Origin of the sequence: Blautia sp. BIOML-A1 (assembly GCF_009883055.1) — a bacterium.
Lineage (GTDB): Bacteria > Bacillota > Clostridia > Lachnospirales > Lachnospiraceae > Blautia_A.
Genome location: NZ_WWVR01000013.1, coordinates 67,221 through 93,228, shown reverse-complemented (window position 1 = coordinate 93,228; position 26,008 = coordinate 67,221). Strand labels below are relative to the sequence as shown.

Annotated in this window: 21 protein-coding genes, 4 tRNA genes and 1 rRNA gene; 17 read left to right on the top strand and 9 right to left on the bottom strand. The window is 43.0% G+C overall.

The features are described 5' to 3' along the window. Positions 1 to 137 (top strand): 23S ribosomal RNA (locus GT674_RS08280); the annotation flags it as partial. Positions 138 to 434: 297 nt separating this feature from the next. On the opposite strand, the gene GT674_RS08275 is transcribed toward GT674_RS08280, so the two are convergent. Genes GT674_RS08275 through GT674_RS08265 form a run of 3 tightly spaced genes read right to left on the bottom strand, consistent with a single transcriptional unit; the run spans position 435 to position 3,770 of the window. After that, on the bottom strand, positions 435 to 1,796 hold the full coding sequence (locus GT674_RS08275; RefSeq protein WP_334297013.1) for an MATE family efflux transporter: 1,362 nt from the start codon (positions 1,794 to 1,796) through the stop codon (positions 435 to 437). A 38-nt stretch (positions 1,797 to 1,834) separates the two neighbouring features. Then, on the bottom strand, positions 1,835 to 2,818 hold the full coding sequence (locus GT674_RS08270; protein ID WP_161285258.1) for an RluA family pseudouridine synthase: 984 nt from the start codon (positions 2,816 to 2,818) through the stop codon (positions 1,835 to 1,837). A 40-nt stretch (positions 2,819 to 2,858) separates the two neighbouring features. Further along, positions 2,859 to 3,770: a LysR family transcriptional regulator gene (locus GT674_RS08265; protein ID WP_161285257.1), complete on the bottom strand. Its 912-nt coding sequence runs from the start codon at positions 3,768 to 3,770 to the stop codon at positions 2,859 to 2,861. A 210-nt stretch (positions 3,771 to 3,980) separates the two neighbouring features. Here GT674_RS08265 and GT674_RS08260 point away from each other — a divergent pair, with 210 nt between their 5' ends. The 3 genes from GT674_RS08260 (at position 3,981) to GT674_RS08250 (ending at position 6,997) form a co-directional block, all read left to right on the top strand. Then, positions 3,981 to 4,865 carry a 4Fe-4S dicluster domain-containing protein gene (locus GT674_RS08260; RefSeq protein ID WP_161285256.1) on the top strand — a complete coding sequence of 295 codons (885 nt, stop codon included), beginning with the start codon at positions 3,981 to 3,983 and terminating at the stop codon, positions 4,863 to 4,865. Positions 4,866 to 4,930: 65 nt separating this feature from the next. Beyond that, the gene (locus tag GT674_RS08255) at positions 4,931 to 6,289 is read left to right on the top strand and encodes a M20 family metallopeptidase (protein ID WP_161285255.1); all 1,359 of its coding nucleotides are present in this window, start codon (positions 4,931 to 4,933) and stop codon (positions 6,287 to 6,289) included. 87 nt (positions 6,290 to 6,376) lie between these two features. Beyond that, a complete protein-coding gene (locus GT674_RS08250) occupies positions 6,377 to 6,997 on the top strand; it encodes a methylated-DNA--[protein]-cysteine S-methyltransferase (RefSeq protein WP_161285254.1) in 621 nt (206 codons plus the stop codon). 52 nt (positions 6,998 to 7,049) lie between these two features. On the opposite strand, the gene GT674_RS08245 is transcribed toward GT674_RS08250, so the two are convergent. Then, positions 7,050 to 7,120: transfer RNA gene (locus tag GT674_RS08245), tRNA-Trp, on the bottom strand. Between the two features lie 71 nt (positions 7,121 to 7,191). After that, positions 7,192 to 7,279, bottom strand: a tRNA-Ser gene (locus GT674_RS08240). 199 nt (positions 7,280 to 7,478) lie between these two features. Between GT674_RS08240 and GT674_RS08235 the strand changes: the two genes are divergently transcribed. The 3 genes from GT674_RS08235 to GT674_RS08225 all read left to right on the top strand — a co-directional run bounded on the left by GT674_RS08235 (position 7,479) and on the right by GT674_RS08225 (position 8,707). Continuing rightward, entirely contained in the window at positions 7,479 to 8,411 is a 933-nt protein-coding gene (locus GT674_RS08235; protein ID WP_161285253.1) for a serine O-acetyltransferase, read from the top strand. Between the two features lie 147 nt (positions 8,412 to 8,558). Then, positions 8,559 to 8,629 (top strand) — tRNA-Gly (locus GT674_RS08230). A gap of 5 nt (positions 8,630 to 8,634) precedes the next feature. Beyond that, positions 8,635 to 8,707, top strand: a tRNA-Gly gene (locus tag GT674_RS08225). Positions 8,708 to 8,749: 42 nt separating this feature from the next. Here the strand turns inward: GT674_RS08225 and GT674_RS08220 are convergent. Together GT674_RS08220 and GT674_RS08215 are read right to left on the bottom strand one after the other, a co-directional pair. Continuing rightward, the gene (locus GT674_RS08220; protein WP_161285252.1) at positions 8,750 to 8,968 is read right to left on the bottom strand and encodes a DUF378 domain-containing protein; all 219 of its coding nucleotides are present in this window, start codon (positions 8,966 to 8,968) and stop codon (positions 8,750 to 8,752) included. Between the two features lie 94 nt (positions 8,969 to 9,062). Then, on the bottom strand, positions 9,063 to 10,169 hold the full coding sequence (locus GT674_RS08215) for a DUF5067 domain-containing protein (RefSeq protein WP_161285251.1): 1,107 nt from the start codon (positions 10,167 to 10,169) through the stop codon (positions 9,063 to 9,065). A gap of 132 nt (positions 10,170 to 10,301) precedes the next feature. On the opposite strand from GT674_RS08215, the gene GT674_RS08210 reads away from it, so the two are divergent. Genes GT674_RS08210 through GT674_RS08195 form a run of 4 tightly spaced genes read left to right on the top strand, consistent with a single transcriptional unit; the run spans position 10,302 to position 13,550 of the window. Further along, the gene (locus GT674_RS08210; RefSeq protein ID WP_161285250.1) at positions 10,302 to 11,231 is read left to right on the top strand and encodes an alpha/beta fold hydrolase; all 930 of its coding nucleotides are present in this window, start codon (positions 10,302 to 10,304) and stop codon (positions 11,229 to 11,231) included. 58 nt (positions 11,232 to 11,289) lie between these two features. Further along, on the top strand, positions 11,290 to 11,433 hold the full coding sequence (locus GT674_RS08205) for a hypothetical protein (protein WP_161285249.1): 144 nt from the start codon (positions 11,290 to 11,292) through the stop codon (positions 11,431 to 11,433). Positions 11,434 to 11,493: 60 nt separating this feature from the next. Beyond that, positions 11,494 to 13,086, top strand: a complete 1,593-nt coding sequence (gene malQ, locus GT674_RS08200) for a 4-alpha-glucanotransferase (protein WP_161285248.1) — start codon at positions 11,494 to 11,496, stop codon at positions 13,084 to 13,086. Continuing rightward, complete coding sequence (locus GT674_RS08195; RefSeq protein WP_161285247.1) at positions 13,086 to 13,550, top strand: DUF308 domain-containing protein; 465 nt, start codon at positions 13,086 to 13,088, stop codon at positions 13,548 to 13,550. Before malQ ends, GT674_RS08195 begins: the two co-directional genes overlap by 1 nt. Before the next feature lie 36 nt (positions 13,551 to 13,586). Here GT674_RS08195 and GT674_RS08190 read toward each other — a convergent pair whose 3' ends face one another. Next, complete coding sequence (locus tag GT674_RS08190) at positions 13,587 to 14,129, bottom strand: VanZ family protein (protein ID WP_161285246.1); 543 nt, start codon at positions 14,127 to 14,129, stop codon at positions 13,587 to 13,589. A gap of 152 nt (positions 14,130 to 14,281) precedes the next feature. Between GT674_RS08190 and thyA the strand changes: the two genes are divergently transcribed. Together thyA and GT674_RS08180 are read left to right on the top strand one after the other, a co-directional pair. Then, positions 14,282 to 15,130, top strand: coding sequence for a thymidylate synthase (gene thyA / locus GT674_RS08185; protein WP_161285245.1), 849 nt, complete (start codon positions 14,282 to 14,284; stop codon positions 15,128 to 15,130). 58 nt (positions 15,131 to 15,188) lie between these two features. After that, positions 15,189 to 15,680, top strand: a complete 492-nt coding sequence (locus GT674_RS08180; RefSeq protein WP_161285244.1) for a dihydrofolate reductase — start codon at positions 15,189 to 15,191, stop codon at positions 15,678 to 15,680. 84 nt (positions 15,681 to 15,764) lie between these two features. On the opposite strand, the gene GT674_RS08175 is transcribed toward GT674_RS08180, so the two are convergent. Next, complete coding sequence (locus GT674_RS08175) at positions 15,765 to 16,790, bottom strand: branched-chain amino acid aminotransferase (RefSeq protein WP_161285243.1); 1,026 nt, start codon at positions 16,788 to 16,790, stop codon at positions 15,765 to 15,767. A gap of 236 nt (positions 16,791 to 17,026) precedes the next feature. On the opposite strand from GT674_RS08175, the gene ispG reads away from it, so the two are divergent. Genes ispG through GT674_RS08155 form a run of 4 tightly spaced genes read left to right on the top strand, consistent with a single transcriptional unit; the run spans position 17,027 to position 25,991 of the window. Further along, the gene (gene ispG, locus GT674_RS08170; protein ID WP_161285242.1) at positions 17,027 to 18,082 is read left to right on the top strand and encodes a flavodoxin-dependent (E)-4-hydroxy-3-methylbut-2-enyl-diphosphate synthase; all 1,056 of its coding nucleotides are present in this window, start codon (positions 17,027 to 17,029) and stop codon (positions 18,080 to 18,082) included. A gap of 16 nt (positions 18,083 to 18,098) precedes the next feature. Further along, complete coding sequence (locus tag GT674_RS08165) at positions 18,099 to 22,595, top strand: PolC-type DNA polymerase III (protein WP_161285241.1); 4,497 nt, start codon at positions 18,099 to 18,101, stop codon at positions 22,593 to 22,595. 12 nt (positions 22,596 to 22,607) lie between these two features. Continuing rightward, positions 22,608 to 24,563 carry a fructose-1,6-bisphosphatase gene (locus GT674_RS08160; protein WP_161285240.1) on the top strand — a complete coding sequence of 652 codons (1,956 nt, stop codon included), beginning with the start codon at positions 22,608 to 22,610 and terminating at the stop codon, positions 24,561 to 24,563. A gap of 12 nt (positions 24,564 to 24,575) precedes the next feature. After that, on the top strand, positions 24,576 to 25,991 hold the full coding sequence (locus GT674_RS08155; RefSeq protein ID WP_161285239.1) for an amidophosphoribosyltransferase: 1,416 nt from the start codon (positions 24,576 to 24,578) through the stop codon (positions 25,989 to 25,991). Positions 25,992 to 26,008: the final 17 nt, after the last annotated feature.

The following is a 26,008-nucleotide window of genomic DNA, read 5'->3' as shown; positions in this document are numbered from 1 at the left end:
GTGAAGCCCCCCTCAAGATGAGATATCCCATCCGAAAGGAGTAAACCCCCTTGAAGACGACGAGGTTGATAGGGCAGAGGTGGAAGTACGGTAACGTATGGAGCTGACTGCTACTAATAGGGTGAGGGCTTGACCAACTAGTGAGAAAGCGGTCAAGACAGGAAGGAAACAGAACGGAATGAGTTTACTCATGGAGTGCTGTTTGCAGACTGGATTGGACATTTGCGAGCAAATGACACCGAATGACGAAGTCATGAGGTGACCGATTTCGAACGTAAGCATGGTTAGATTGATTCTTAAATGTCAACATGTATGTGGTTTTGAAGATACGATATGAAAAACCAGAGCAAAATTTGCTCTGGTTTTTTTCTGTTAAAATTTTCTGTAAACAATGGTTCCCAGAATGACCTGGAAACCATTGTGAAACATTACTTTTATTTGATTTTACGAATATCGATATAATAACTGGCTGCCAGAAGAACAGCAGCTCCTGTCCATGCAGCAATCTCTGCATAAAAAATTCCATTCTGTCCCATAAGTTTTGGGAGAAATAACGCTATACCTACTCGTACAAAAAACTCAACAATACCGCTTATCATAGGAATTATTGTGTTTCCAAGTCCCTGAAGAGCAGATCTGTAAACATAAAGAAAATAAAGAATAAATAAAACACTTGCCATAATCGAAAGATAATGCCATGCAATATTAAGTACCTGTTCCGTCTGTGACGGATCGCCGGAAATAAAAGCAGTCAGGATACGCTTGCCAAATATAAACATGACCATTGAAATAAAAACAGAAGTAAGAAAAGCAAGTACAGCACTGGCACGAACGCCCCTTTTGATCCGGGTGATTTTTTCGGCTCCAAGATTCTGTCCGACATAAGTCACAATTGCATATCCATAGGAGATAGCAGCCATCTCCAGGATCCCATAAAGCTTATTTGTAGCAGTAAAGCCTGCAACAAAAAGAAAACCATAACCATTAACGACAAACTGTACGACAAGACCACCCACTGAGATGATTACATCCTGAAAAAGAATCGGAGTACCCAGGGTAAGAAGCTTACGGTTGAGTCCTGGTACAGCCTGAAAATCCTCTCTTGTTATATGTACAATATCAATTTTACGGACTGCAAAGAAACAATATATTGCTGAAAAGGCCTGGGCAATAACAGTTGCAAGTGCAGCACCTGCGACGTTCATATGAAATTGTCCGACAAAAATCAGATCCAGAATAATATTGATAATTGCTGCAATTACCATGGCAATCAATGGTGTGCGACTGTTTCCGAGAGAACGAAGGACACTGGCAAAAATATTATAGGCAGCTACAACAGGGATTCCACAGAACACGATCCGCAGATAAAGAAGAGACATTCCTATAATATTATCCGGAGTGTTCAAAAGAGTAAGGATCCAATAAGCTCCTGCCTGACTGATGATAAAAAGAAGTACAGCAGTCATTGCGGTCAGCCTGTAACTATGAGCTACCGTCTGTTTTAGTTTACGCCATTTTTGTGCTCCGTAATCCTGAGCCATAAGAATCGCAAATCCCTGCGTAATGCCGGTAGATACACCAAGAACCATCCACATGATCCATTCTACTGCACCGAGGGCAGCCAAAGCCTGTACACCGGCAATCTGCCCTACAATAACAGTATCTACCATGGTATAAAGCTGCTGACATACATTGCCGAGCATCAGTGGTACTGCAAACAGTAGAATAAGCTTTGATGGAGAGCCGGTGGTCATATCACGAACCTGATCTGACATAAAAAACCTCCAAAATAAAATAATCACTAAAAGTATTTTTACATGAAAAAATACCTCTGTCAAGGTAGAAAAAGTGGATGTAAATAAGATACCAGCTGCTTGAAATCCTCAGGTAATTCTCCGGTCAGTTGGATCTCATTCTGTTCAAATGGCTGTCGGAAGTTTATTTTCCAGGCATGAAGAGCAGTGCGAGTGAATGCAGGCAGTACAGGTGAAGATGTCGTTTCTTTTTTATAATATAAGCTATCGCCCAGAAGTGGATGCCCGAGTGCCTGCATATGGACACGAATCTGATGTGTGCGTCCGGTATCGAGACGGAGAGATATCAATGACCAGTTTACTGTGCTGTAAATCGTACAGTAATGGGTGAGCGCAGGCAGTAGTAAAGAAGTATCTGCGGTACAATTAGCGTCAGAATTGAGAACAGTCTGCATTCGCAGCGGATGGTCAGATACTTTTTTTACAGGAAAAGAAATCGTATGCCAGCTATCAGGGGAGTCCTGGGGCAGATAGCCATCCACAACGGCAAGATATTCTTTCTGCAAAATATGTTCTTTACGCTGCACCAAAAGCCGCTGTGCAGCCACCCTGTTTTTGGCAAACAGAACAATGCCCGAGGTCTCCTTGTCGAGCCGTCCGATTGGGCGGACACGAACGGAGTCCTTTTTATTCTGGAAATAGGCAGCTACCTGATTGGAAAGGGTATCTGCATAATGTATGCCGGATGGATGAGTAAGTATTCCGGCTGGTTTGCTTACGGCAAGGACATCCTGGTCTTCATACAGAATGTCAAGAGAAGAAAAATCCTCTGAAATAAGCTGGACAAAATCCATTTCGGAAGTTTCCAGGCAGACACGGATCTCGTCACCGGCAAATACAGGTTCCGTGATGCGGCATCGGACACCGTTTTTCTGAATGCCATCAGGATAAAATTTGGCACGGCTGATCTGTTTTTTTGTCAGATGTCCCTGAGAACGGAGAAACTGTCCGACGGTAAAAACATCTGAATCCGATGCAACGGTAAGATGAATATATTTTTCCATAAGAAAAGTTCCTTTATTACATAAGTGTGAGATTTGTTTTTTACTCCAGTATTCCCATATTTTCGGGTAGTTTTATGTTTTTATAGGTGTGAAGCAGTTTTTCAAGTGCATAGATCGCAGGAGTCAGAAATTTGTTTTTGTGATAGACAAGCTTGAACTTGCGATTCCATTCTCCATTCTGGTTATAAAAAACACGGATTGTATTATGGTGGATCTCATGTTTCATAAGTCGAAGAGACATGACAGAAAGAACCTGGTCATAAAGCACTGCATTCAGAAGTGTACGGGGACAGTTGGATTCCCAGACTGTCTGGACAGAAATCTGATGTCGGGTGATATATTCCTCAAAGAGCTGTCGAGTTCCGCTTCCCTGCTCACGCATGGCAAAGGATTCTTCGGCAAGATCCTGCACCTGAATATAATTTTTCTGATAAAAAGGATGATCTTTACCTACGGCAAGTACCAGACAGTCATCTATGATCGGGAGAACGCTAAGATCCGAGGAAAGAACCTCACCTTCTACAATTCCCACATCCAGTTCAGAACGAAGAAGCTTTTGTTCAATGTCCTTGGTATTACTCACATAGGAATGAACCCGGACTTCCGGACAGAGTTTTTGAAGCTTCGGAATCAGAAACGGTGTAAGGCAGGTTCCGACCGTGATTGTGGAACCAAGTTTCAAGGTAGAGGACTGCCCCTGGTTTAACATCAGTTCTTCGATCTGCTGAAACTGCCGGATCAGATTTCGTGCCTGTGGAAGCAACAGTCTGCCACGTTCTGTGAGATATAATTTTCTGCCGAGACGTTCAAACAAAAGTCCGTTATAGTGTTTTTCCAGTTCACGGATTGCCTGGCTTATGGTAGGCTGCGATAAATATAAATAAGAAGCAGCGGCGCTCATAGAACCATGGTCAGCTACTGCAACAAAAATAGTCAGATGTCTTATAGTCATTTTGTTTTATTTTGTTTCCTTTTGATATAGATAATACCTATTGTTTCTATAAAATAATATCATTTTTCAAATACATACTCAAGTGGTATATTATGAATGTGAGCCAGCAAAATGAATTTTGACGTAACTGTGAACAATAACATTTTGACTTGTAACTGTGAGGATACTGAACTGTTACGAATAAATAAGAAACAGGATGGGAGATAAGATATGTCAGCATTAACTGTCAGCAAAGAAGATGAAAAAAGAGTAAAAGGAATGGGCTTTTTGAATAACAGAGGAACAGATCTGTTTTCCGCACGTGTACTTACTGTAAATGGCAAGGTAACAGCTGCACAGCATCGCTGTATGGCAGATGCGGCAGAGAAATTTGGAAATGGAAATCTTCTGTATACGACAAGACTTTCTGTGGAGATACAGGGAATTCCTTATGATAAGATTAATGAATTTCAGCAGTTTATTGCAAAAGAAGGTCTGGTGACGGGAGGAACTGGTGCTAAAGTGCGGCCGGTGGTATCCTGCAAGGGAACAACCTGCCAATATGGCCTTCTGGATTCCTATGCACTTTCTGAGGAGATTTATAAGCGCTTTTATGAAGGATACAGAGAGGTTGCACTGCCACATAAATTTAAGATTGCTGTAGGTGGATGTCCGAATAACTGTGTAAAGCCGAATCTGAATGATGTGGGGATTATCGGACAGAGAATTCCGGTGGTTGACACAGATATGTGTAAAGGCTGCAAAAAATGTGCGATAGAGGCGGTATGCCCGAACCATGTGGCAAAAGTTGCAGACGGAAAAATTCAGATTGACGAAGAACAGTGCAGGCATTGTGGACGCTGTATAGGAAAATGTCCTTTCCATACAATTGAAGATGGCACTTATGGATATAAAATCTATATCGGAGGACGCTGGGGCAAAAAAACGGCAAAGGGAAGAGCACTTAACAAAATTTTTACCACAAAAGAAGAAGCTCTCAATGTTATTGAAAAAGCAATTCTATTTTTCAGAGACAATGGTATGAAGGGAGAACGCTTTGCGGAAACGATTGAGAGAATTGGATTTGAAAATGTAGAGAAAGAGTTGATTGAATAAGAAATATCTGCTAGGATAGGAGAAGATAAGTTTTTAGCAAAAACTGAAATAAATGGGAGGCAGTTATGGATATAAAAGAACAGATTCATGAATTATCAGAAGAAATGCTCAATAATCTCGGAAGACTTGTTGCAATTGACTCACAGCTAGGTACTCCGGCAGAGGGAATGCCTTTTGGTGAAGGACCTGCAAAGGCTTTGGAGGAAGGCCTTAAGATTGCTGATGAACTTGGTTTTAAGACCGTAAATCTGGACAATTACTGTGGATATGCAGAGATGGGAGAAGGAGAGGAAATCGTTGGAATTGCCGGACATCTTGATATTGTGCCGGTAGGCGGTGACTGGACATATGATCCTTTTACTCTTACCCGTGATGGAGACCATGTTTATGGACGTGGTACGACAGATGATAAGGGACCGGTCCTGGAGGCACTTTATGCAATGAAACTTCTCCGTGATTCTGGAGTGAAACTGAATAAAAGAGTTCGCCTCATCATGGGCTGCAATGAGGAAACTGGTTCCAAATGTATGGAACATTACAATAAAGTTGCGGAAGAAGTAACCTGTGGATTTACTCCGGATGCAAGTTTTCCGTGTATTCATGGCGAGAAGGGCATGGTAATAATGAAGGCGCATTCAAAGAATACCAGAATTATTTCCATGAATGGCGGATTTGTTTCCAATGCAGTATGTGACACCTGTAATACAGTCATCCCGGCAGAAGAGGGACTGAAGGATAAACTGGAGGCAGTTTTTGCAGAAACCAAACTCCAGGAATATAAAGTGACGGAAGAGAACGGACAGATCAGTATTTATGCAAAGGGAATTCCGGCACATGCAAGTACACCAACGTTGGGAGTTAATGCAGCAGGAGTAATCTGTGAATGTCTTGCAAAAGCCGGATTTGAAGATGATTTTGTGAAATTTTATAATGCGCATATAGGTACAGCCTGTGATGGTTCAGGTGTTGGACTTAAATTTGAGGATGAATATGGTGAGCTGACTTTGTGTAATGGAATCGTTAAGACAGAGGATGGACAGATTACATGCACAATCGATATCCGCGTTCCGGTTACTCTGAAAGCAGATGAGATCCGTAAGATGTGCGAAGGTCAACTTGAGGATGAGAATGGACGTATTGAACTTCTCGGAATCGGAGATGCACTGTTTTTCCCAAAAGAATCTCCTCTTGTCAATGCACTTTACAAAGCTTATGTGGATGTAACCGGTGATACAGAAAATAAACCAATGGTAATCGGTGGAGGAACCTATGCAAAATCACTTAAGAATATTATTGCATTTGGTCCTGAAATGCCTGGAATCGACTACCGTATCCATGGTGCAGATGAATTTATTCTTGTATCAGGCATGGAACAGGCAGTGCTTGTGTATATAGAAGCAATCAAAAACTTGCTTGCTATCTGACAGCATTAGAATATGATCCAAAATGATACCCGGAGTTTTGCTCCGGGTATTTCGCTTACAAGATTGAGAAAATGGAGATGAGCAGTTATGTTGACACGTGAAGAAGCACTTGAATATGGGATGTCCTTTCAGAATGTATATGAAGACAGACCCTTTCGTGATCCAAACTGGCAGCTGGTGAGAGTGAAGGAAAGCAAAAAAGCATTTCTGTGGATTTATGAGAGAAATGGTTATATTAATCTGAATGTGAAGGTAAGTCCGGAATGGCGCGATTTCTGGCGTGCAGCTTACGATTCCGTCATTGCTGGATACCATCAGAATAAAGAACACTGGAATACGATCATTCTGGATGGAAGCATACCAGATGAAGATATCAGAAGGATGATCGCAGAAAGCTATGATATTATCTCAGACAGCCCGACGAAGCGCATTTATGAAGCAGTCAAAAGGATTCCGAAAGGACATGTGGCAACTTATGGAAAGGTTGCAGAGATGGCCGGTGATGCAAAAATGGCAAGAGCTGTGGGAAATGCTCTTCATAAAAATCCGGATCCGGAGCATATACCCTGTTTTCGTGTCGTAAATGCGAAGGGAGAACTGGCAGGAGAATTTGCTTTTGGGGGAAAGGGTGCACAGGCAAAACTTCTAAAGGCAGATGGCGTGGAAGTGATCGATGGGAAAGTTGATCTGAAAAAATATGGGATCTGAGATAAAAAATAAAGCGTGTAATCCTTATTCAAGGTTTACACGCTTTGTTAAGCAGGGGATGAGAGAATCGAACTCCCACCAAAGGTTTTGGAGACCCCTATCATACCATTTGACCAATCCCCTATATTATTGTAATAATTGCAACTTTATCTGCAACAAAATGAATTATAGCAGATAATATTCTGTTTGTCAAGCGGAGATGGAGGGATTTGAACCCTCGCACCGGTTGCCCGGCCTACCGCATTTCGAGTGCGGACCCTTCAGCCACTTGGGTACATCTCCGGACTCAAAACAAAATGTCCTGACCATGTTCCATTATATAGTCTGAGCAGCGAAAGGTCAATTCTTTTTTGTACAGAAAAAGAATCTTTTATTGACGGAAAAAGAATCCTATAATATGATATAAAGAAAGAAATCCGCAGAGTAGTAATACATCAGGTATTAGCATCTTTGCAGAAATTGCGGAAAGAGGTTTAGATCCATGAACAGAAAAAAAGATGTAATCGTCAGAGCTACAGAAGTTCTGACCCAGAATTATAGAAACGAAGAATTATTTATGCCCCAAAATAACAGGGAGCTTCCAAGCAGGGCAGCAGTAATCGATATGGTCAAGGAACTTCGTTCCATTATTTTTCCAGGATATTTCTGGAATGACTCTGCGGCAAAGATGTTTCCGGAGCATTTTGCGGGATATCGTCTGAATGATCTTTATGACAGACTTAAAGAACAGATAGAAATTGCACTTCTGTATGCGAATCCCCAAATGGAACAGGATGGGGCATCAGAAGAAGCGGATCGTATCTGTGGTGGATTTTTTGAACAGCTTCCTGATGTGCAGCAGCGCCTTTTGAAGGATGTTCAGGCGGGCTTTGATGGAGACCCGGCAGCAAAGAGTAAAGAAGAGATCATTTCTTCTTATCCAGGATTGTTTGCGATTTATGTATATCGTCTGGCACATATTTTATATAAAGAAGAAGTTCCGTATATTCCGAGAATTATGACAGAATATGCACATGGCAAGACTGGCATTGATATTAACCCGGGTGCGACGATCGGAGATTATTTCTTTATCGACCATGGAACCGGTGTTGTCATCGGTGAGACGACAGAGATTGGACGCAATGTGAAGCTTTATCAGGGTGTGACGCTCGGAGCACTTTCCACCAGACAGGGACAGCAGCTTGCAAACATCAAACGTCATCCGACTATTTGTGATAATGTGACAATTTATTCGAATGCTTCTGTACTTGGAGGAGAGACTGTTATTGGTGAGAATACGATCATCGGTGGTAATACATTTATTACAGAATCAATTCCGGCTAATACCAAGGTCAGTGCCAAGAGTCCGGAACTTGTGATCAAGAAGTCCAGAAGTGCTGTTTCCAAAGCAGATGTCTGGGACTGGGAAAATTGAGGATTTATGATATAAAAACAGGAAAAAATATAAAATAAAAAAAATTGAAAAAAGTTAAAAAAACCTGTTGACAAATACTGAGTAATAAGATATACTCAATATCGTTGAAGCGAGCGAAACACAAACGCAACGCAAGCACAGCGATATGCGGGTGTAGTTCAATGGTAGAACACCAGCCTTCCAAGCTGGATACGTGGGTTCGATTCCCATCACCCGCTCTTATGCGATAGTGGCGTAGTTGGTAACGCGCGACCTTGCCAAGGTCGAGACCGCGGGTTCGAGCCCCGTCTATCGCTCTTAAGGACTCTGAGAATTCAGAGTCCTTTTCTTTTTGATCTTCAGCTGACTTTTGTCTGATCTTCAGCTGTCATTCCATAGAAAGAAAACAGATAAAGACCACAGAGTCCTACCAGAGCATAAATGATTCTGGAAATCCAGCTCATGCTTCCAAAAAGGAGGGCCACAAGGTTCAGATTAAAAAATCCGATCAGTCCCCAGTTTAGAGCTCCAATGATAGAAACAGTTAATGCGAAACAGTTCAGAAATTTATTTTCCATAGATGATCATCCTTTCCTTGTTCTTGTGGTTTTAGTATTCCATAAAGTAAAAAAAATATTCGCAGTAGATTTACTGCGAATATTTCGTAAAAAATTATTGAACTTTTAAAATCTGAGAAGTAACGGTTCCACCGCCAATAGCATAATTATCGCTCGCCTGAATAGTTATGTCAGATTTATCTTTGAGGGAAAATACCTGACACACATTCACTGTCTGGCCAGGATTTACCTCGGATATGAACTGATCTACAGAAGTATCATCCTCAGCAGGAAGGGTGATTTCCAGTGTCTGTCCATTCTGTATCGCCTGAAGACGAACATCTGTCATAGCACTGGAAGGTGAACTGTTTTTGTTGGTATAATCGTAATAGATCAGGATGCAGGGATTTCCGGCATAATCATTGGTAACACGACAGCTGGTATAATGAATGGCGAATTTGTCAGTAGTCATATCAATAGAACTGTCGGAAGTCGGTGTGGCTGATGAATCAGAAGTTCCGGACTCAGAAAGCGGCTGCGTGATCTCATCCTGCACATTGACAAAATTAGCGGACATGATCTTAACTGTCTCATCATCCAGAGAGACGATCTTCCATTTGCCGTCAGCCTTGATAAGAGGATAACTGATATCCGTTTCTGTAAACTTATCGGCTACGGAACCTGACTTTTCCTCAAGAAGAGCGGCAAGCTTCTTCTGGGTTTCTTCTGCTGTTGTTGTCTCACCTGAGAATGCGGAAGATGCAATCTGTTGAAAAAATTCAGTGACAGCTTCTTTGTAAATATCGGAGCCATCAATATATTTGATATGTGCGGTTACAGTTGCAGTTCCATTCTGGATATTGAATTTCGTCTTACGGATCTCAAAAGTCATCTTCTGATTGATGGCTTTGAAGAAGTTGGTGTAAGCCTCACTTGTGATATCGGCATTGTCCAGGGCAGACATATCATTGCTCTGCAGAAGATTTTTCATACCATCGAAGTTCATCGCCTGAACATTCTCAAGATAGTTTCTGGTTGTGGAGATCGGTTTCTGTCGTTCCATAAAATAGCAGGCCGCTGCACCAGCAACAGCAAGAACGAGTATGATCAGAAAAACGACCAGTCCTGTTTTCTTTTTTTTCTTTCTGGGAACGTTGAGTTCTTCTGTCTCAGAAACAGAAGAAGTATCAACAGTTTCTGGCTTATTTTTATTTTTTCTCATTAGAGCCTCCTTTTTTCTTATTATAGCAGAGGGGAACCTCACTTGACAAGGACAATTACAGGTCATAAAATAACCTTAACATTACAGAGAAAGCAGAGGGGGATTTCTTTTTACGAAGAGGAGGAAGTGCTTATGGTAAAAAAATACGAAGATTTTTTCAGATCGGAGGCAGATGGGCTGGAAATTTCTGCTCTGTGCATCTGTCCGGAACAGAAACCGTACAGAGCAATCATTCAGCTTGTTCATGGAATGTGTGAACATAAGGAACGTTACATACCATTTATGGAATATCTCGCAGAACAGGGATTTGTGACAGTGATCCATGATCACAGAGGACATGGCAAAAGCGTCCGTACCAGAGAGGACCTTGGTTATATGTATGGCAGTGGTGCCAGAGGAATGCTTAAAGACATTGAAAAAGTGAACTGTGATATCCGTAAATATTTTCCGGATCTTCCGCTGATCCTTTTGGGACACAGTATGGGATCGCTGGCTGTGCGGGCCTTTGCAAGTGAGCATGATGACTGCATGGATATGCTGATCGTGTGTGGATCGCCAAGTGAAAACAAGGCAAGGATTCTTGGAGAGATGATTGCTTTGGCAGAGGGAAAGATCCTGGGATATCGTCACAGGAGTCATATCCTGGAAACGCTTTCCTTCGGAGCTTACGTGTGGAAATTCAGAAAAGAGGGAAATCCAAATGCCTGGACCTGCTCTGATCCGTCGGTTTATCAGGCATATGCGGATTCGGAATTATGTGGCTTTACTTTTACAGATGATGCCTATCTTGCTTTGTTCGAACTTATGAAAAAAGCATATGATGTACATAAATGGAACTGTAAAAATCCAAGAATGCCGGTTCTTTTTATCAGCGGAGCAGAGGATCCCTGCCTTGGCAATGTGCGTAAATTTGCCAGTGCGGTCCATGCGATGAGACGTGCCGGATATTTGGATGTAAAAGGTAAACTTTATCCGGGAATGCGTCATGAGATCCTGAATGAAAAAGAGAAAGAAAAAGTCTGGAGCAATATTGTGACATACATAAAGAAAAAAGGTTTCTGATATCCATGAATAAAAATCTGTTTTTCTGAAACCCTAAAAATAAAAACGGAGATATGATGTGAGGAAAAAACAGATTTTTATTTTATGTCTGCTGATGCTCTGTCTGGCCATGGAGGGCTGTGGCAGGGAAAGACAACGAGAAGAGGAAGAAGTGTTTGTGAGGAATACAGATACAAACTCTCTTTTTATTTATCTTGACTAAATGGGTATGGTATTGATATAATGTGTTTTGTGAATATTTACCAGATTTGGAGGAGATAAAATGAGAGCAAGCGGCATTTTAATGGGTATATCCAGTATACCGTCAAAATACGGAATCGGGTGTTTTTCGAAGGAAGCCTATGAATTTGTAGATCAGTTGGAGAAAGCAGGACAGCAGTATTGGCAGATACTTCCGTTGGGACCTACTGGATATGGAGATTCTCCTTATCAGTCAGTTTCTACCTTTGCGGGAAATCCTTATTTTATCAGTCTTGAGGATCTGATCGAAGAGAAACTTCTGACCAGAGAGGAATGTGAGTCCTGTGACTGGGGTGGAAGCGAATCTTATGTAGATTATGAAAAGATGTATATGTCAAGGTATAAACTTCTTCGTAAGGCATATGAGAGATCGGATTTTTTGAAGGATAAGGATTATGAGATTTTCCTTAAGGAAGAGAAGAACTGGCTGACAGATTATTGTTTATTCATGGCAATCAAGAATTCCCAGAAGGGAATCTGCTGGATCGACTGGCCGGATGAACTCAAAGACCGTCATTCTAAAGCGGTCAAAGAAGCAGAGAAAGAACTTGAAACAGAGATTAATTTTTATCGTTTTCAGCAGTACTGCTTTACCACTCAGTGGAGAAAGCTTAAGAAATATGCAAACAAAAAGGGCATCAGCATAATTGGTGATGTGCCGATCTATGTAGCGTTAGACAGCTCTGATGCATGGGCGAATCCTGAGATGCTGCAGTTTGATAAGGATCATAATCCGAAATCAGTAGCCGGATGTCCGCCGGATGCATTTTCCGCGACAGGTCAGCTCTGGGGAAATCCACTGTATGATTGGAAGAAATTAAAAGCCTCAGGATATGACTGGTGGGTTCAGCGAATGAAACATTGCCTGGAATTATATGATGTTGTCAGAATCGATCATTTTCGTGGGTTTGATGAATATTATGCGATTCCATATGGAGAAAAAACAGCCCGGAAGGGTGAATGGGAAAAAGGCCCAGGAATGGATCTGTTTAATACACTGAATAAGAAACTTGAGAATCTGCATGTGATCGCAGAGGATCTGGGATTTTTGACAGAAAGTGTTCTGGAAATGCTCAAAGAAAGCGGATATCCGGGAATGAAGGTATTGCAGTTTGCGTTTGATGGAAGTGAAGACAGTGCATATCTTCCGTATAAATATGAACATAACTGCGTGGTCTATACCGGAACCCATGACAATGAGACAACTAAGGGATGGCTGGAAGGCCTTCAGGGACATGACAGAGATTTTGTAAGAGAGTATATTAACTGCTATGAAGCCCCGGTAAATGACTGTGTATGGGGACTGATCCGTATTGCACTTGCAAGTGTGGCAGATCTGGCAGTGATCCCGATCCAGGATTATCTGTGCCTGGGCAATGAAGCACGTATGAATGCCCCGGCAACTCTGGGTGACAACTGGAAGTGGAGACTGACCAGAGGACAGATTTCAGACATGACTCTGTACCATATGAGAGAAGTTACGAGAATCTATGGCCGTCTTTACAGAGAGCCGGTTGCTGAAGAACCGGAAGAAGAGACAGAAATAGAAGAGACAGAAATAGAAGAGCAGATCGATAAGAGTAGTAACTGTAAGACAGGCGAGAGGAGATTATAATGGAAGAAAATAATAAACAACAGCTGGAACAGGATATGCAGGAATCTGTGAATGAGGAAACAAAGGAACAGGGAACTCCGCTTCGCAGTTCCATCATTATGCTTCTGGCAGGAGTTTATCTTTTGTATACAGGGTATAAGCTGTGTCAGGATGTACTGAATGGTACGAACGGCAGCAGCTGGGGATTCTTTGCGGCAGGAGTTGGTTTCCTGATCGTCGGAGTTGTGATGCTGGTTGTTGGATGCAGAGATCTTATAAAGAGAGAGAAGGCAAAACAGGCAGCAGAGGCTGCAAAACCGGAACAGAAGCCGGAAGAAGTACCTGAGCAGAAGAAAACTATGAGTATTGCAGAAAGAGCTCATCTGGCAGATGGACTTGATGAAGAGAATACGGAAGAAAATTCTGAGGAAACTGCAGAAAGCACAGTGTTCGATAAAGAATCTGATCATGAAGATCAGGAATAAACAAATCCGTTACATAAAAAAGAAATGCCGCAGATTTCAATATCTGCGGCGTTTTTTACGCGTGGTTACTTTTTTAACTTTCCTTCTTTTGGGGGTATCAGGATTATGTAATGTTGACCAGCAGAACAACTGGACAAGTATGATTCCGATAAAAGCTCCGCTGCTGTCGATGCAGACATCACGAACAGAGGGACCGCGCCCTGCAACAAAGGACTGATGGTATTCATCCAGCCCTGCGAATCCGACACAGATAATTCCGGCGAGCAGAAACAGCCAGAATCCTCTCACACGATAGACATAAAGCGGAAAAGAAACTGCAATAGCCAGAAGGAAATATTCTGTCATATGAGCGGCTTTTCGTACATAAAAATGGATCTGATCGGCTTCATAGTACAATTCGTCGTAACTTTTTTCCTGGTGTAAAACCTCACTTTTGATCTCAACGATCTTGTAGCTGATCTTATAGCTTAGTTCCCCGGACACCTCCCCGGTCTGGGCTGAAAATGAAAAGATCAGATACATCATAAGAAGCGCCGGCAAAAAAGATAAGGGTTTCAGTAATGTAATCAATATTTTCATGGCACTAATATAGCATGGGAGTTTTGAAATGTAAAGCAAAATGGTGACAAGGACTTGAGGGATATGCTATACTGGTTACCAGAATGGCGAAGAAAATACAAGATGCTGTCAGACAGTGAGAGGATTTTGGCGGTATGAAGGGAGAAGAGCAAATGAGTTTAGCAGATGTTACATTTATCAATATGTGCAGGGATGTAATAGAGAATGGAACCAGCACAGAAGGCGAGAAGGTTCGCCCGGTATGGGAGGACGGAACTCCGGCATATACGATCAAGAGATTTGGTGTTGTCAACCGTTATGATCTGCGCAAAGAATTTCCGGCATTGACACTACGCAAAACGGCTCTCAAGAGTGCTATGGATGAAATTCTCTGGATCTGGCAGAAAAAATCCAACAATATCCATGATCTTCACAGCCATATATGGGACAGCTGGGCAGATGAGAATGGATCGATCGGTAAGGCTTATGGTTATCAGATGCAGGTGAAGCATCAGTACAGAGAAGGAATGATGGATCAGGTGGATCGAGTGCTGTATGATCTTAAGAATAATCCATACAGTCGTCGTATCATGACAAATATTTATGTACATCAGGATCTTCATGAGATGAATCTTTATCCGTGTGCTTATTCCATGACATTTAATGTAACGAAAGAACCAGGAAAGGATAAGCTGACCCTGAATGCAGTTCTGAATCAGCGTTCACAGGATATTCTGGCAGCAAATAACTGGAATGTATGTCAGTATTCCATTCTTTTGATGATGTTTGCACAGGCCTGCGATATGGAAGCCGGCGAACTGGTTCATGTGATCGCGGATTGTCATATTTATGACCGTCATGTACCGGTTATCAAAGAACTGATCAGTCGTACGCCATATCCGGCACCGGTTGTCAGACTGAATCCGGAGGTTAAGAATTTCTATGATTTTACAACGGACGATCTGATCGTAGAAAATTATCAGACCTGGCCTCAGATCAAAAATATTCCGATCGCGATCTGATTTTTCGGAGAAAGCTGATCTGGAAGTATACTATATAAATAAAGAAGGGAACTCAGATATGAATATTATTGTAGCAGCAGATAAGAACTGGGCAATTGGCAAGGACAACAAGCTTCTGGTAAGCATCCCGGCTGACATGAAGATGTTTCGTCAGGAAACAACCGGCAAAGTTGTTGTTATGGGGCGTAAGACCCTGGAAAGCTTTCCAAACGGACTTCCGCTTAAGAACAGAACAAATATTGTTCTTACCGGAAACAAAGATTACAAGGTAAAGGATGCAGTTATCGTTCATACGATAGAAGAACTTCTGGAAGAAATCAAAAAATACCCGGCAGAACAGGTATACTGTATCGGTGGTGACAGTGTTTATAAACAGCTTCTTCCATATTGTGATACTGCACATGTGACCAAAATTGATTTTGAGTATGAGGCAGATAGCTATTTCCCGAATCTTGATGAGATGCCGGATTGGAAGGTGACTGCAGAGAGCGAGGAGCAGACGTATTTTGATCTGGAATACACATTTGTGAAGTATGAGAGAGTTAAATAACTTAAAGCTGCTGTGAACGGAGTAAACAGTAATAATAAAACAAGGTGTGGAGCTGATTCCACACCTTGTATGCTATGATAAAAATTATTCGATAACTTTGATCCATCCTTCAGGAGCTTCGATGCGTCCCATCTGGATACCGGTCAGAGTTTCGTACAGTTTTTTGGTTGTCGGTCCCATTTCTTCCATTCCGCTTGGGAAACAGATTTCTTTGCCATGGTCAACGATCTTGCCTACAGGGGAGATAACTGCGGCAGTTCCACAGAGTCCGCATTCTGCAAAATCTTTGACTTCATCCAGATATACCTCACGTTCTTCAACCTTGAGTCCCAGATAATGTTCTGCAACGTAGATCAGAGAACGACGGGTGATGGATGGAAGAATGCTGCTGGACTTTGGAGTTACAACAGTGCCGTCTTTGGTTACGAAGATGAAGTTGGCACCACCGGTCTCTTCAACCTTTGTTCTGGTTGCAGAGTCAAGATACATATTTTCGTCATAGCCCTGACGATGTGCATCCATGATCGCATGGAGACTCATTGCATAATTAAGGCCGGCTTTGATGTGTCCTGTTCCATGCGGTGCGGCACGGTCGAAATCTGTGACACGGATAGTGATTGGTTTTGCACCGCCTTTAAAGTATGGTCCTACCGGTGTGGTAAGGATACGGAACTGATATTCGTCAGCAGGTTTTACGCCGATTACAGGGTTGCTTCCAAACATATACGGACGTACATACAGGGTAGCTCCTGATCCGTATGGTGGTACATAAGCTTCGTTTGCCTTGATGGTTTTGACAACAGCATCTACAAAACGATCCTCAGGGAATACCGGCATTTCCAGTCTCTTTGCGGAGTTTGCAAGACGTTCTGCGTTGAGATCCGGGCGGAAAGTAACAATATGTCCGTCCTCGGTTGTGTAAGCCTTCATACCTTCGAATACAGTCTGTGCATACTGAAATACGCAGGCACATTCATTCAGTACTACGTTAGGGTCTGTGGTCAGTTCACCCTCATCCCATTTGCCGTCTTTGAATTTAGAAACAAAACGATAATCTGTTGGGATATAACCGAAACCAATGTTGCCCCAGTCAATGTTCTTTTTTTCCATAATATATATTCCTCCATTCGTATGGCTGTCTTTTCCATACATTTTAGCACTTTATTGTGGTGACTTCAATGAAAACTTGTATTTTATAGGTCAGTTCGTTATAATATGAAGCAGAGAAGGAGCACTCGCTTACAGGGCGGCTCTGTTTTTTTGGAAATCCTGGTAATAACAAAAGGGATGGACAGTTGTAGATCAGATGTATAAGAAAGTCGATACTATAAAATGGAGGGAAACTTATGTACAGGGATCATACCAAAGTAGTACAGATCGGAAACAGAAAGATTGGAGGAGGCAATCCGGTTCTTATCCAGTCTATGACAAACACAAAGACAGAAGATGTGGAGGCAACAGTAAAGCAGATTCTTGAGCTGGAGGCAGCAGGCTGCGAGATCATCCGCTGTGCGGTGCCTACAATGGAGGCCGCACAGGCACTGAAGGAAATCAAGAAACAGATTCATATTCCACTGGTAGCAGATATTCATTTTGATTATCGACTGGCGATCGCTGCGATGGAGAATGGCGCGGACAAGATTCGTATCAATCCGGGAAATATTGGAAGCAGGGAAAGGATCCAGGCGGTGGTCGATGTGGCCAGGGAACGTAATATTCCGATCCGTGTCGGTGTCAACAGTGGCTCCCTTGAGAAAGAACTTGTTGAGAAATATCATGGAGTTACTGCAGAAGGACTTGTGGAGAGTGCACTGGATAAGGTTCGTATTATAGAAGAGATGGGATATGACAATCTTGTCATCAGTATTAAATCCTCAGATGTTATGATGTGTGCGAGAGCACATGAGCTGATCGCCAGTAAAACAGATCATCCGCTGCATGTAGGAATCACAGAGGCGGGAACCCTGTATTCAGGAAATATTAAATCAGCAGTTGGTCTTGGTATTATTCTGTATCAGGGGATTGGTGACACGATTCGTGTTTCCCTTACAGGAGCACCACTTGAAGAGATCAAATCAGCAAAAAGAATCCTCAAGACCCTGGGACTGCGTAAAGGCGGCATTGAAGTTGTGTCCTGCCCGACCTGCGGACGTACCCGTATTGATCTGATCGGTCTTGCAAATAAGGTAGAGGCAATGGTGCAGGATATTCCACTGGATATCAAGGTTGCGGTTATGGGCTGTGTGGTCAATGGACCGGGAGAAGCAAAGGAAGCAGACATCGGAATTGCCGGTGGAGTTGGAGTAGGACTTCTGATCAAAAAAGGAGAGATCGTTAAGAAAGTACCGGAGGATGAGCTTTTGGATACGCTGAGAAACGAATTGCTTCACTGGGAGGCATAAGAAAGAGGCATCAGACATGGAAAAAGAATTCTTTGACGTGTTTCCGGTTCTGAAGCTGAAAGATCAGCTGAAGGAATGGCTGGAAATGGTCACAGTTTCCAGGGTAACCTGCAATCACGCAAAGACCAGATTGTGGGTCTATATCCAGAGCGAGCGGTGGATCCATAAGAAATTTATTTTTGCACTGGAAGACCAGATTGAACGGCAGTGTTTTCCGGGAATAGAAATGCAGGTAACAGTGATCGAGAGATTTCATCTGTCGAAACAGTATTCCCCGGCGAATTTTCTTGAGGTTTACCGTGCCAGTATGGAACTGGAACTAAAAAATTATAATATGCTGGAATACAATCTTTTTAAGCGTGCGCAGATCAGCTTTCCATCAGAAGAGAAAATGAACCTGCTTCTTCCCGATTCTGTGATTGCCCGTGAAAAAAGTGAGATTCTGGTGGAATATCTTCATAAGGTGTTTTGTGAACGCTGCGGAATGAATCTTAAGATCCAGCTGGATTTTCAGGAAATGCAGGAGAGCAAATATCGTAAGAATGCGGCACTTCAGATCCGGCAGGAGGTTGCGAATGTCCTGAAGCATGCAAAACTGACACCGGAGACTGCTGAGTCTTCAAAAGATACAGAAGGAGAGGCTGCACAGGGAAAATCCGATGTTTCCGGAAGCAAAGACAAAGACAGTAAAAAATCCGGACAGGAGCAGAAAACCAAATCTTTTGAGAAGAAAAAGGGACAGCAGAACGATTATCGAGGAGGCTTCCGTAAGGACAGCAATCCGGATGTCGTATACGGAAGAGACTTTGAGGGAGAAACGATTCCATTGGAGTCGATCACCGGTGAGATGGGAGAGGTTATGATCCGCTGTCGCATCGAGGAGGTAGAGGCACGAGAAATTCGTAATGAAAAGACAATTCTGATTCTTACAGTGACCGATTTTACGGACTCCATTGTGATCAAGATGTTCCTTCGGAATGAGCAGGTCCCGGAAGTGACGGAAACTGTCAAAAAAGGAGCTTTCCTGAAATTTAAGGGAGTTACTACGATCGACCGTTTTGACAGTGAACTGACCATAGGATCAATCTCAGGAATCAAGAAGATTGCCGATTTCAGAAGCATGAGAATGGACACAAGCCCACAGAAGAGAGTGGAACTTCATTGTCACACCAAGATGAGCGATATGGACGGTGTTACCACTGCGAAGGATCTGGTAAAACGTGCCTATGAATGGGGACATAAGGCGATTGCAATCACAGACCATGGTGTGGTACAGGCATTCCCGGAAGCAAATCACTGCTTTGATGCATGGGGAGGTATCGTACCGAAAGATTCAGACTTTAAAGTCCTTTACGGTATGGAAGCCTATCTTGTGGATGACCTCAAAGGGATTGTCACCAACAGCCAGGGACAGTCGATGGATGGAAGCTTTGTCGTATTTGATATAGAAACAACAGGTTTTTCTCCGCTGACCTGCGAAATTATTGAGATTGGTGCAGTACGTGTCGAAAAGGGTGTGATCACGGATCGTTTTTCAACCTTTGTTAATCCGAAAGTTCCAATCCCGTACAGGATAGAACAGCTGACAAGCATCAACGATTCCATGGTCATGGATGCACCGGATATTAAGACCGTTCTGCCACAGTTCCTAAAGTTCTGTGAAGGCGCTGTTATGGTTGCTCACAATGCCGATTTTGACATGAGCTTTATCATTGAAAACTGCAAAAGACAGGGACTGCCCGAGGAATATACCTATGTAGATACTGTCGGAATGGCAAGATTTCTTCTTCCGGCACTGAACCGTTTTAAACTGGATACGGTTGCGAAAGCGGTAGGTGTTTCACTGGATCATCACCACAGAGCGGTGGACGATGCGGCATGTACGGCAGAAATTTTTGTCCGTTTTGTGGAGATGCTGAGGGAGCGGGACATTTCAGATGTGGATACACTGAATAAACAGGGAAATGTTTCTGTCAATACGATCAAGAAGCTTCCTACGTACCATGCAATCATCCTTGCAAGAAATGAGACTGGAAGAATTAATCTGTACAAGCTGGTCAGCCAGTCACATCTGAAATATTACAGGAGAAGACCGAGAGTTCCAAAGAGTCTTTTTCTGGAGCACAGAGAGGGACTTCTGATAGGAAGTGCCTGCGAGGCCGGGGAGCTTTACCAGGCATTGCTTCGAAATGCACCGGAAGCGGAAATAGCCAGACTGGTTAATTTTTATGATTATCTGGAAATCCAGCCGCTTGGAAATAATGCATTTATGCTTGCAGATGAAAAAAACGACCGCGTAAATTCCAATGAGGATCTGATCGAGCTGAATAAGAAAATCGTCAAACTTGGAGATCAGTTCCGAAAGCCGGTTGTTGCGACCTGTGACGTGCATTTTATGGATCCGGAGGATGAGATTTACCGCCGTATCATCATGGCGGGAAATGGATTTTCGGATGCAGACAACCAGGCTCCTCTTTATCTTCGAACGACAGAGGAGATGCTGGAAGAATTTTCCTATCTGGGCAGTGAGAAGGCAGAGGAAGTTGTTATTACAAATACCAATAAGATTGCAGATATGATAGAGAAAATTTCTCCGATCCATCCGGATAAATATCCGCCTGTTATTGAAAACTCAGATCAGGACCTCAAAGACATCTGTTTTAACAAGGCACATGAAATGTATGGAGAAAATCTTCCGGCGATCGTGGAGGAGAGGCTGAACAGAGAACTGAACTCTATTATTTCCAACGGTTATGCCGTTATGTATATCATTGCACAGAAACTGGTGTGGAAATCCAATGAAGATGGTTATCTGGTAGGCTCTCGTGGTTCGGTAGGATCTTCTCTGGCTGCAACAATGTCCGGTATCACGGAAGTTAATCCGCTGCCGCCGCATTATCTGTGTCCGGAGTGCAAATACAGTGATTTTGATTCGCCGGAGGTGAAGAAGTTTGGCGGTATGGCGGGATGCGATATGCCGGATAAGATCTGTCCGAAGTGCGGCGCCAGGATGAACAAAGAGGGGTTTGATATTCCGTTTGAAACCTTCCTTGGATTCAAAGGTGATAAGGAGCCGGATATCGACCTGAACTTTTCGGGAGAATATCAGGCAAATGCACATCGCTATACAGAGGTTATCTTTGGAAAGGGACAGACATTTAAAGCAGGGACGATCGGTACGCTGGCAGAGAAGACTGCGTTCGGTTATGTGAAGAATTATTATGAAGAACGAGGTCAGCACAAGCGTTATTGTGAGATTAACCGAATTGTGAAAGGCTGTACGGGAATCCGAAGAACAACTGGTCAGCATCCAGGAGGAATCATTGTTCTTCCGGTGGGTGAGGAGATTGAGAAATTTACACCGGTACAGCATCCGGCAAACGATGAAAACAGTGATATCATCACAACACATTTTGATTACCATTCCATTGACGGAAACCTTCTGAAACTTGATATTCTCGGACACGATGATCCGACAATGATCCGTATGCTGGAGGATCTTACAGGCTTAAGTGCCCGTGATGTACCTCTTGACAGCAAGGAAGTTATGTCACTTTTTGCCGGTACGGATGCATTGGGGATCAAGCCAGAGAATATCGGAGGATGTAAACTGGGATGTCTTGGAATTCCTGAATTCGGTACGGATTTTGCCATGCAGATGCTTATTGATACAAAGCCGCAGTATTTCTCGGATCTTGTCCGAATAGCAGGTCTGTCCCATGGTACGGACGTGTGGCTCGGCAACGCACAGACACTGATCGAAGAAGGTAAGGCAACGATTTCTACAGCAATCTGTACGCGAGATGATATTATGATCTACCTTATCAGCATGGGAGTGGAGAGCAGTCTTGCATTTACCATTATGGAGAGTGTCCGTAAGGGAAAGGGACTGCGTGATGAATGGGAAGCTACGATGAGGGAACACAAGGTTCCTGAGTGGTACATCTGGTCCTGTAAAAAGATCAAGTATATGTTCCCAAAGGCACATGCGGCGGCCTATGTTATGATGGCATGGAGGATCGCCTGGTTTAAGGTATTTAAGCCACTGGCATATTATGCCGCATTTTTCAGTATCCGTGCGACGGCTTTTTCTTATGAGACCATGTGCATGGGCAGGGAACGTCTGGATTATTACCTCGCAGAGATCCGTAAGAAAGGTGATGAGGCTTCCAAAAAGGAACAGGACTCGATCCGTGACATGAGAATTGTACAGGAAATGTATGCAAGAGGAATTGAATTTCTCCCTATTGACCTTTATAAAGCAAAAGCAAATCGTTTTCAGATCATTGACGGCAAACTGATGCCGGCACTGAACTGTATTGACGGAATGGGAGATAAGGCGGCTGAAGCGGTTGTGGATGCTGCAAAAAATGGGAAATTTTTGTCGAAAGATGATTTTCGTGACAGAACCAAAGTAAGTAAGACGGTGATCGATCTGATGGATGATCTGGGGATTTTTGGAGATATTCCGCAGTCCAATCAGTTTTCGCTGTTTGACAGTGCACTTATTTAAAAGGAGAAGAGGATGAAAAAAGAAGAGTTAAGGTATCTGCAGAGACTGGCAGAACTGTATCCGACTATTGGAAAGGCTTCTACAGAGATCATCAACCTGCAGTCAATTTTGAATCTTCCAAAAGGAACCGAACATTTCATGTCGGACATCCATGGGGAATATGAGGCATTTGCCCATGTGCTCCGCAACGGTTCAGGGGCGGTCCGTAAGAAAATTGATGATGTGTTCGGACATACCCTGAGCAATAATGATAAACGTGCTTTGGCTACACTTATTTATTATCCAAAAGAAAAAATGCGTCTTGTCAAAAAGACAGAAGAAGATATGCAAAACTGGTACAAAATCACATTGTATCGACTGATCGAGGTCTGCAAAACCACCGCTTCCAAATATACCCGGTCTAAAGTCCGCAAGGCATTGCCGGTAGATTATGCCTATGTGATAGAGGAACTGATCACAGAAAAAGCAGAGGTGCTGGATAAAGAAGCGTATTATGATTCCATCGTGGACACGATCATAGAAATCGGACGTGCAGAGAATTTTATTATTGCACTGGCAGAACTGATCCAGCGTCTGGTAGTGGATCATCTGCATATTCTGGGGGACATTTTTGACAGGGGACCGGGTCCTCATTTTATCATGGATCGTCTGATGGAATATCATTCTCTGGATATACAGTGGGGCAATCATGATGCAGTCTGGATGGGCGCTGCGGTGGGGCAGAAGGTCTGCATTGCGACGGTTCTCAGAAACAGCATTCGTTATGGGAATATGGATATTCTGGAAGATGCCTATGGAATCAATCTTCTGCCGCTTGCTACGTTTGCACTGGAAGTCTACAAAGATGATCCGTGTGAAGTATTTGAGATGAAGGGAACTTCGAACTATAATGCGGTAGAAAAAGAACTCGGCAGAAAGATGCATAAGGCAATCTCGATCATTCAGTTTAAGCTGGAAGGACAGCTTATCCGCCGCCATAAAGAATTTCATATGGAAAATCGCTGCCTGCTCCACAGGATCGATCCGGAAAAGGGAACGATCACACTTCCAGACGGCAAAGAATATCCGCTTCTGGATACGAAGTTTCCGACCATCGACTGGAAGAAACCGTATGAACTGACTTCAGGTGAAAAGGATGTGATGGAGCGGCTGGAGGCTGCGTTCCGTAACTGTGAGAAACTGCAGAAGCATATGCGGCTTCTTCTTGATAAGGGTGGACTTTATAAGACCTTTAACGGAAATCTTCTGTTCCATGGCTGCATTCCTTTGAATGAGGACGGAAGTCTCAAGGAAGTTCAGATTTATGGTAAAACCTATAAGGGAAAAGAACTCTACGATGTCCTGGAAGCTTATGTAAGAAGAGCTTTCTTTTCAGTAGATGGAGAAGAACAGCGTAAGGGAAGTGATATTCTCTGGTTTATCTGGGCAAGCCCAAATTCACCGCTGTTTGGTAAAGATAAGATGACAACCTTTGAACGGTATTTTATTGCTGATAAAGAAACGCATAAAGAAATCAAAGGGGCTTACTACCATCTTCTGGAAAATGAAGAAGTTGTAGACAGCCTTCTCAGGGAGTTTGGTCTGGATCCTGCACAGGGACATATTGTTAACGGACATGTTCCGGTGCATCAGGGTGAAGGAGAAAGTCCTGTGAAATGCGGCGGAAAAGTCATCGTTATTGATGGTGGTTTCTGTAAGGCTTATCATAAAGTTACCGGAATTGCAGGATATACGCTGATCTACAATTCCTACGGACTGATCCTCTGTGCGCATGAATCTTTTACATCCACAGAAGATGCTGTTTCCAAAGAAAGTGATATTGTTTCCAATCGTGTATCGGTTCATTATACAACAAAGAGAAGATTGGTAGGTGATACAGATACCGGAAAGGCACTCAAGGAAAGAATCAGTGAACTGGTACAGCTTTTGGAAGCATATCGAAGAGGAATTATTAAAGAGAAAAAATAAGGAGAAACGAACATGGGTGGAATTTTTGGAGTAGCTTCAAAAAACAGCTGCGTGCTGGATCTGTTTTTTGGAATTGATTATCATTCTCATCTGGGAACCAGACGAGGAGGAATGGCAGTTTATGACAAACAAAAGGGCTTTGACCGTGCAATACATAACATAGAAAACTCACCATTCCGTACAAAATTCGACAAAGATGTTTCAGAATTACAGGGAAATCTTGGAATCGGCTGTATTTCGGATAACGAACCACAGCCATTGCTTGTGCGCTCTCATCTTGGAAATTTTGCAATTACGACAGTCGGCAAGATCAATAATATGGAAGAACTGATCGAGCAGAGCTTCAAAAACGGATGTACACATTTTCTTGAAATGAGCGGTGGAAATGTGAATCCTACAGAAATAGTAGCTTCTCTGATCAACAGCAAAAATTCAATAGCAGAGGGAATCCGCTATGCACAGGAAATGATCGAGGGATCCATGACCATGCTGCTTCTGACGCCAGACGGCCTGATCGCAGCCAGAGACCGTCTGGGACGAACACCGCTGATCATCGGACGCAAAGAAGATGCACGTTGTGTTTCTTTTGAAAGTCATGCGTATATTAATCTTGGATATGAGGATGAAAAAGCACTGGGACCAGGAGAAATTGTTTTTGTGACTCCGGAGGGCATTGAGACTCTTCAGAAACCAGGAGAAAAGATGCGTATCTGTTCTTTCCTCTGGGTATACTATGGTTATCCGACTTCTACCTATGAAGGTGTTAATGTAGAAGAGATGCGTTATAAATGCGGAGACATGCTGGCACAAAGAGATGCAGGACAGATCAATCCAGATATTGTGGCCGGTGTTCCGGATTCTGGAATTGCTCATGCGATCGGATATGCAAATCGTTCCGGAGTAGCATTTGCACGTCCATTTATCAAATATACACCAACCTGGCCGCGTTCTTTTATGCCTACACAGCAGAGCCAGAGAAATCTGATAGCCAGAATGAAACTTATCCCTGTACATAAGCTTATCAAGGATAAGAGCCTTCTGATGATCGATGATTCCATTGTCCGCGGTACGCAGCTTCGCGAAACAACAGAATTCCTTTATAGCAATGGAGCAAAAGAAGTACATATCCGTCCTGCCTGCCCGCCGCTGCTCTATGGGTGTAAATACTTGAATTTCTCTCGTTCCAAGTCAGAGATGGATCTGATCACAAGAAGGATCATTGCAAAGAGAGAGGGCGAAAACGTGGATGCAAAGGTTCTTGCAGATTATGCGGATCCGGATTCCACCAATTACAAAGAAATGCTGGAAGAAATCCGAAAGGAACTGAACTTTACTACTTTGAAATATCACCGTCTGGATGATCTGACAGCATCTATTGATATTGAACCGTGTAAACTTTGTACATACTGTTGGAGCGGAAAAGAATAATCGCGGTCAAAGCTGAA